General features: G+C 60.4%; 5 protein-coding genes. 4 read left to right on the plus strand and 1 reads right to left on the minus strand.

Annotated features, from left to right (window positions below; translation table 11 throughout):
• Positions 1-326: 326 nt before the first annotated feature.
• The 3 genes from vasI to tssM are packed head-to-tail and all read left to right on the plus strand — an operon-like array spanning position 327 to position 6,045.
• Entirely contained in the window at positions 327-977 is a 651-nt protein-coding gene (vasI, locus tag QYE47_RS06865) for a type VI secretion system-associated protein VasI (RefSeq protein ID WP_023389543.1), read from the plus strand.
• Positions 965-2,428 (plus strand): type VI secretion system protein TssA, encoded by a 1,464-nt coding sequence (gene tssA / locus QYE47_RS06870; protein WP_014591434.1) that lies wholly within the window; start codon positions 965-967, stop codon positions 2,426-2,428. The genes vasI and tssA overlap by 13 nt, the downstream gene beginning before the upstream one ends.
• A complete protein-coding gene (gene tssM, locus QYE47_RS06875) occupies positions 2,425-6,045 on the plus strand; it encodes a type VI secretion system membrane subunit TssM (RefSeq protein WP_070383807.1) in 3,621 nt (1,206 codons plus the stop codon). The genes tssA and tssM overlap by 4 nt, the downstream gene beginning before the upstream one ends.
• Before the next feature lie 77 nt (positions 6,046-6,122).
• Here tssM and QYE47_RS06880 read toward each other — a convergent pair whose 3' ends face one another.
• Positions 6,123-7,976: an ABC transporter ATP-binding protein gene (locus QYE47_RS06880; protein ID WP_070383808.1), complete on the minus strand. Its 1,854-nt coding sequence runs from the start codon at positions 7,974-7,976 to the stop codon at positions 6,123-6,125.
• Between QYE47_RS06880 and QYE47_RS06885 the strand changes: the two genes are divergently transcribed.
• Entirely contained in the window at positions 7,975-8,130 is a 156-nt protein-coding gene (locus tag QYE47_RS06885) for a hypothetical protein (protein ID WP_019436861.1), read from the plus strand. The two genes, QYE47_RS06880 and QYE47_RS06885, sit on opposite strands and share 2 nt — an antisense overlap.
• The last annotated feature ends 130 nt before the right edge of the window (positions 8,131-8,260 follow it).

The following is an 8,260-nucleotide window of genomic DNA, read 5'->3' on the forward strand; positions in this document are numbered from 1 at the left end:
CGGTACGCAACTCCCTGTTGGGCTGTAGGATGTTCATGTGCTAGTTGTGTTTATTATTGTCTCGGTCTTGTAGGAAGATTCCCACATATGTTCAATGGGTTGGGTTATTTGTCCAATTTCTATAAAAACCATGCACGCAAGAGTGATCTTTGGTCGAGCATTAAGATGTAAGGAAATATTTGTTTGTGTGCATTAGGTGCTGTGTAATAGGCTTCTGCTGGAATTGTTTTAGTTGGTCGAGCGGGTGCATGGGTATCGCTATCTATTTGTAGGAAAGTTCTTTGCTCTATATAGGCCGTTAGTACTTTTCGGAGAGTAAATTCAGGATGATTAACCGCTGTGCATATGGCGCCGGTCTCTCGTTGCTGTTTTGTCTGCAGCCGGTGCTGGCAGGCTCCACGCGGGACTGTCCCCGGATCGTGTCCAACGTCGAGCGACTGGCCTGTTTCGATCAGGCTGCTGGCACCCCGGCGTACACGCCAAAACGGCAGTGGTCTGCACCGGAGCAGCAGGCCCCCACTGTGTTACGTGTAATGGCAAATGAAGCTGAACGGGCGCCGGATGACCTGACGTTTCGCATCGGGAGCCAGCCCCAGGACGGGGCAGGCGCACCAGCGCTTGTGATTTCGGCGCCCGCCATCGCATCGGGTGATGAACGTGCCTACATGGCAATCAGTTGCATTCAGGCCATCTCCCGGCTACAGCTGATTTCCAGGCGCCCGATCGAAGCAAGCTGGGTCAAGGTACGCCTGAGCGGGGAGGGCTGGTCGACCCGTGAGAGGCCCTGGCAGGTGATGGAGAACGGCCAAGTGCTCGATGCCGGGCGGGGCCTACCCGCCATTGAGCAGATCAGGAAGCTGATCGGTGCCCAGCGTATCGAGGTTGTGAGTGATCACGGCGAGGTCGACGGGCTGACCTTCGATGCGCAAGGCCTGGACCCCTTGATCAGCCGGGCGCGAAGCACATGTCGGTGGTAGCGCAGGTATCCGGGGAAGAGGTCACTCGGTTGCTCGCGCCGATTGATCCGGCAGTTCCGGCTGGCCTGTTCGATGTCGAGGACGAAACCTACCAGGCCATTGATCAGGAGATGGTCAAGCTGGGTGGGCTGCAGGAAGCCTCGATCGACTGGGTCTACATCGAAGACGCGTCCCGTCAGTACCTGGGCCTGCAGTGCAAGCACTTGCGAATCGTTGCGCACCTGAGTGCCGCATGGTTGCGTAGCGGCTGCTGGGAGCGGTGGGGGTGCACTTTGGCGTTGCTGGCCGGCATGCTCGAGTGCTATTGGGAGGCCGCTCATCCCAAGCCGGGACCGAAAGGCTTCCTGGGCAAGCGCAAGCTGGTTGCCCTGGTGATCGATCGCTTGGCCGAGGCGCTCCCGCGTCTTGATCGTTTTACCTACACCCCGACCCACGCAGCGGCAGCGCAGGCTGCCTTGAAACGCTTGCAACAACAGGAAACGGTGCAGCTGGACACGGCAGCACTGGGCGAACTTGAGCGCCTGCTAGGCAAATACTCGGAACTTGCCAGCGGTGGCGGCGAGGCTGCTGTGCCCAAAGCGCCGGCTGCAACCGAGAAGCCTGCACCGTTGGCCGATGTCATCGCCACACCCGTGTCACGCATGTCGATGGGCAATGAGCGTGAGACACGCCGGGCCGTGCTGTCCATGGCCGAGCTCATCAACCAGCAGGATCCTTACGACGCTACCGGCTACCAGTTACGGCGTTTCGGTCTGTGGGCGCACATTCAGGTTGCTCCCCAAGTCAGGCAGGGCAACCGTACGGAATTGATGGCGGTGCCGCTGGATATCACGCGGGTCTATGAAGAGGCCATAGCCAGTCAGGTGGTTGACCCCGCCTTGCTGCAGCGCATTGAAAAGAGCCTGACGGCTTGCCCCTTCTGGATTCGTGGCAGCTTTCTGGCTGCGACCGTCGCCACACAGCTGGCGATGTGCGAGGTGGCCGAGGCCATCCGTTGTGCCACCGCCCGGTTTGTACAGCGTATGCCGTCGCTGCAGCAGTTGTGCTTCAGCGACGGGCTGGTATTTGTCGACGACCAGTGCCTGGCCTGGCTCAAGGGCACGCAAGGGCCGTCAGGCCAAGGTGCAACCCCCCAGGAGTTCAGCGGTCTGCGCGAGGAGCTGGTCAGCCAGCTGGAAACCGGTGGCGTAGAACCGCTGCTCCTTCGGCTGCAAGGGCTGCAAGCGGGCTTTCGTGCTCCCCGTGAGCGTTGCCACACCACGGTGATTGCAGCCGATCTGCTGGCCGCGCGGGGCGTGTCCTGGCTGGCCCAGGACCTGTGCGCCAGCGTTGCCCGAACCATGCAGCAAACCACCGCCAGTGCGTGGGAGCCCGAGGTATTTCAGCGGCTTCAGCAGTACGCCGCATCCCCAGCGCTGGCAGTTCAAGACAAGGATCAGGAGCCTCGATGAAACAAATATGGACGCAACTCAAACGTTGGGGCTGGCCGTGGGTAACGCGCATTGGCCTGGCGCTGCCGCTGCTGCTCGGGTTTGGTGCCTTGCTGATGCTGGTCGCTATCTGGTGGCTTGGACCGCAATGGACGTGGCGTGAGCAGCAACCGCTGGCAAGTGTGGCTCATCGCAGCGTGGCAAGCCTGGTGCTCGTGCTGGTGCCGCTTCTGTGCTGGCATTGGGTGCTGCGCACGCGCTTTCGCCGCCTGCAAGCGGAGCGCCGCCAGGCACTGGCTGCCAAACAGGATGTCGCGCTACCGTTCGTGCAGGCGCAAGAGAGGGCGTTGAGCCAGGGGCTTGAGCGGTACCTCGATAATGCCGGTGGGCGACGCGCGTTGTACCGGCTGCCCTGGTACCTGGTGTTGGGCGACGAACAGTCCGGTAAAAGCAGCTTCATCGATCGCACCGATCAGCGCTTCACCCTGACGCGTATCGACCAGGCCCAGGCACGGGGCCGACAGGCTGAAGCACTGGCCTTCCCGGTAGGCTGGTGGGTCAGTGACGATGCTGTGATCATCGATCCGCCCGGTGTTTTCATCAGTCAAAAAGCACCGGCTGGCTCGGCGGCCAACGACCCCACCAATGCCTCCGCGCCGCCCGGTATCCAGGCCCGTTTGTGGGAGCACCTGTTGGGCTGGCTGCAGCGTAAGCGAAGCCAGCGGGCGCTCAATGGTGTGTTGCTGGTGGTCGACCTGCCGGCGCTGCTGCATGGCAAGCCTGAGCAGCGCGTCGCGCTGGCCCATGGGTTGCGCACACGCCTGTACGAAGTGAGCAGTCAGTTGGGGGCGCGCCTGCCGCTGTACGTGGTACTGACCAAATTCGATCTGCTGGACGGCTTCGACCAGTTCTACAGCCAGCTTCCGGCCGCCAAGCGTGAAAGCCTGTTGGGGTTCACCTTCAAGCTGGATGCGGTTGACGCGTTCGACGCCTGGCTGGATGAGTATGACGAGCACTACGGGCGGCTTCTCACCCAATTGCAGGAGCAGGTCATCGACCGGCTGGATGTACTGGGCAAGACAGCGCCGTGCGGGCGCCTGTTCTCACTGCATGCACAGTTGATCGGGTTGCGCCCCATACTGCAGGCATTCCTGCGCGAAACCTTGGCGAGTGACCGGTTCACCACGCCACCCTTGGTACGTGGTGTGTACTGGTCGTCAGTGGTACAGCAAGGCGACATGCGCAATGCCTTTGTCCGAGAAGCGGCTCAGCCCTACACGACGAAGCTGCCCCTGCGTGAAGGTAAGGCACAGGGGAAGGCGTTGGTCTATTTCATCCAGCAAGCATTCAGGCGTGTTATTTATCAGGAAGCCGGGCTGGCGGGCGACAATGTTCGGGTTGCGCGCAGCAAGCGCCACTTGCTGTGGGTGGGCTCTGGTGTAGGCATCCTGGCGTTCAGTATCGCCATTGCCAGCTGGCAGCGTTACGCCGATATCAATGGCACCAAGGCTGCCAGTGTACTCGCCAAAAGCCAGGAGTACAGTAGTCACGAAGTCGATATGCGTCTTGATCCGACCGGGCGCAACCTGCTGGCGCCACTGGACCTGATTCGCGATGCGGTGGCGGTGTTTGGCGACTATCGTGCGGCCTGGCCGCTGGTTGCCGATTTTGGCTTGTATCAAGGGCGCAACATTGGTCCCTTGGTTGATGAGGCGTACCTCAGCTTGTTGTCCAAACGTTTCTTGCCGGCCTTGGCCAGTGGTGTGATCGATGCCATGAACGCAGCACCACCTGGCAGCGAGCAACAAATGGACGCGCTCAGGGTTTACCGGATGATCGAGGACCGTAACAGCCGCCGGCCCGAATGGGTCGAGGGCTGGATGGCCCGTCAGTGGCAACGGGCCTTTCCTGGCCAGGGGCAGTTGCAGCGTGACCTCATGCAGCACCTGAAATACGCCTTGGCCTATGCCGATACCGATTTGCCGCAGTACCGCCAGCGGGTCAGCGAAGTGCAGCAGGCGTTGCGCAAATTGCCATTGCCACAGCGGGTCTATGCAGCGCTGAAACAACAATCGTACCAGCAGTTGCACGCCGGGCTGGACCTGCGTCATCAGGTAGGGCCTGCGTTCGACGTGGTGTACCAGCCGTCTTCCGGGGCCAGACAAGGGGGTGAGGATGTAAGGCTGGCCGCCATGCTCACCGCCAAAGGCTTCAGGGAATACTTCGAGCCGCACAGCCAGCGCTTCGCTGAAATGGCGATGGTTGATCAATGGGCATTGGGGGAGCGCAGTCAACTCGACTATTCGGACGTCGACCGCGATGCGCTGACCGAGCGGCTGTATAACCTCTACAGCGCCGATTACATTGACAGCTGGCGGCGCGCCCTGAACGCGTTTACGGTGGCTGACTTCCGTGATCTGGACCATGGTGTCGCGATCCTGGAGCAGTTGACCGGCCCCGCAGCACCGTTGCAGCGGCTGCTGGACACGGTCAGGGATAACACCTCGCTTGCGTCTTCAACAGCTGTTGAATCCCCAGGTGAGCTGAGTACGCTGCGGGTAGCAACCGGAAAACCCGAGCAACAGCAAGCGTTGGCCATCCAGCGGGCGTTTGCAGGCCTGGGCGCCATGCTGCAGGCGACAGGAGAAAAGCCGAGCTACTACGATGAAACCCTTGGCGCTGTTGCGGCCGTGCTGGACTACGCCAAGGCCGTACAAGACAGCCCGGACCGCGGCAAGGCTGCGTTGCAAGCCGTGCATCAGCGCTTTGCGATGACAGGGCAGGACCCGATCGGCACCCTGCAACGTATTGCTACAGGTTTACCGGAGCCTATCAGCCACCAGGTCAGAAAGCTCGCCGACCAGACTGCCCAGGTGCTGAACGTTGAAGCACTGCGCGAACTGGAGCGACGTTGGGATGCTGACGTGTACAGTTTTTTCCAGCAACGCCTGGCAGGCCGCTACCCCTTTGTGGTGAAGGCACCCGATGCTTCGCTGGATGACTTCGAGGCGTTCTTCGGACCGAAAGGGCGCCTGCAGCAGTTTAATGATCGGTATCTCAAGGTTTTCCTGAAGGACAACCTTGAGGCCTTGCAGTCCGCTCAGCACGGGCAATCCCTGATTCGTGACGACGTGATCGAGCAGCTCGAGCTGGCGGAGCGCATCCGCGAAACATTCTTCGATCAGCGTGGCAAGCTGAGTGTGCAGTTCAGCATCGAGCCCTTGGGGCTCAGTGCGAACCAGCGTACCAGCCTGCTGGACCTGGATGGCCAGTTGATTGCCTACACCCATGGGCCAAGCCATATCACGGGTATTGTCTGGCCCAATACCTTTGGGCAGCAGGTCCGCAGCAATCTCACCTTGCTAAGGCAAAATGGCAACAGCAGCAGCCTGGAGTACCGTGGCCCGTGGTCGATGTTCCGCTTGCTAAGCCGCGGCGCGCTCAATGGCCGGACGGCGACCAGCGTGGACCTGAGCTTCAGGACCGGAGATGGCGTGATGCGCTATCGGCTTAACGCTGAAAAAGCCTTCAATCCCATTACCCAGCAACCTTTCAAAGGCTTCCGCTTGCCCCGAGGCTTGTTGCAACAGCCAGCCAGTGTGGTGCAGGCGGTGCTACCGGATGGGCAGCGACCATGAGCATCGTCAGGGGCGCAGTTCATTGACTGGGCAGGCTTTCGAAGCCTGGGTATACGCTGGCTGCCCCCGGCCTCTGCTTACTCCACAGCCTCGGCCACGCCCTGATCCTCACCCAGGAACCCGCCACTCTGATGCTGCCACAACCGTGCATAGGTACCCTTTTTCGCCAACAGTTCGGCATGGGTGCCTTGCTCGATGATGCGCCCTTCATCCATCACGATCAGCCGGTCCATGGCGGCGATCGTCGAGAACCGGTGGGCGATGGCAATAACGGTCTTGCCTTGCATCATTTCATCCAGGCTCTCCTGAATGGCCACCTCCACCTCCGAGTCCAGCGCGCTGGTGGCTTCGTCAAGCAGGAGGATCGGTGCGTTCTTCAGCATCACCCGGGCAATTGCAATGCGCTGGCGTTGGCCGCCAGACAGCTTGATGCCGCGTTCACCCACCAGGGTGTCGTAACCGCTGTTGCCCTGGCGGTCGCTGAGCTGGCTGATGAAACCATCGGCCTGGGCACTGGCCGCAGCGGCACGGATCTGTGCTTCGGTAGCATCGGGGCGGCCATAGGCAATGTTGTCGCGAATCGAACGGTGCAACAGCGAGGTGTCCTGAGTGACCATGCCGATGGCGCTGCGCAGGCTATCCTGCGTGACCTTGGCGACGTTCTGCCCGTCGATGCGTATTTCCCCCTTGTCCACGTCGTAGAAGCGCAGCAGCAGGTTGATCAAGGTGGACTTGCCGGCGCCGGAGCGGCCGACCAGGCCGACTTTTTCGCCCGGACGAATGTGTAGCGTCAGCTCATTGAGCACCTGGCGCTCGCCGTTGTAGTTGAAGCTGACCTTGTCGAAACTCACCGCGCCACCCGTGGTTACCAGCTCTGCAGCACCCGGCACATCCTGCACCTTGGGGCCGCGGGTGAGGGTGGCCATACCGTCCTGCACGGTGCCGATGTTTTCGAACAGCGAGGTAATTTCCCACATGATCCAGTGCGACATACCGTTGACGCGCAAGGCCATGGCGGTAATCGCCGCCACGGCCCCCGTGCCGACCTGGCCCTGGTGCCACAGCCACAGTGCGTAGCCACCGGCACCAAAGATCAAGCCCACCACCAGTGCCTGGTTGACGATTTCGAACTGGCTCACCAGGCGCATCTGGCGAAAACCGGTCTGCTTGAAATCTTCCATGGCTGCGCGCGCAAAGTGCGCTTCGCGGTTGGAGTGCGAAAACAGTTTTACCGTGGTGATGTTGGTGTAAGCGTCAGAAACCCGCCCGGTCATCGACGACCGGGCATTGGCCTGCTCCTGCCCGACCTTGCCCAGCCGGGGGACGAAATACAACATGGCCAAGCCGAATAGCACGACCCAGGCAATGAAGGGCAGCATCAGTTTCAGGGCAAAGCCGCCGGCCAGGGCAATGATCGCGATGAAATACACGCCAATCCCGGGCAGGATTTCGATGAAGGTAAACAGCACATCGCGTACTGCCAGCGCCGTCTGCATCACCTTGGTAGTGACCCGGCCAGAAAACTCGTCAGAAAAGAACGACAAGCTCTGGCGCAACATCAGGCGGTGAAAATCCCAACGCAGCCGCAGCGGCAGGTTGATCGCCAGCACCTGGTGCTGAACCATGGTGCGCAGCGCCACCAGCCCGATGCTAACCACTAGGACGATGCCGATCCCCCACAGCACACGGCTTTCCTCGGGGCCAACAGTACCGCCTGCCTGCCAGGACGCGAGCAGGTCGACCACCTGGCCCAGGAACGCGAATAGCCAGGCTTCGTATATCGACACCCCGGCACTGAGCAGTGCCAGCGCCAGGATGTAGCCACGAGCGCCGCGGGTACAAGCCCACATGAAGCGCAACAGGCCAACGGGCGGCGGTGGTACCTCGTCGGGTGGGAAGGGGTCGAGCCGACGTTCAAAGATACGCAGCATGCTTGTCTCCGGTAAACGGTTCTTGCTTGGCCAATGCCCTGCCGGCTTGCCTTTGGCGACTTTTGTTTTTAACCCGAAAAAGTCCGGCCTTGGGGTGTTTGTTAACAAACCTTTGCAACTCATTACATTTCAGATTGATTTCATTCTGCCTTGATGCTGTATAATTGACGCAGCTTTGTGTTCCGCATCATTTTTGTCGTTTTTTTGACATAAGTCATAAAGCGTCAGCAGAGGATGTGACACATTCCGCCTTCAAACCGTTTCAATTTACCTTTTGCAGAGCC

This window comes from Pseudomonas sp. 2,4-D (genome assembly GCF_030418155.1).
Lineage (GTDB): Bacteria > Pseudomonadota > Gammaproteobacteria > Pseudomonadales > Pseudomonadaceae > Aquipseudomonas > Aquipseudomonas alloputida.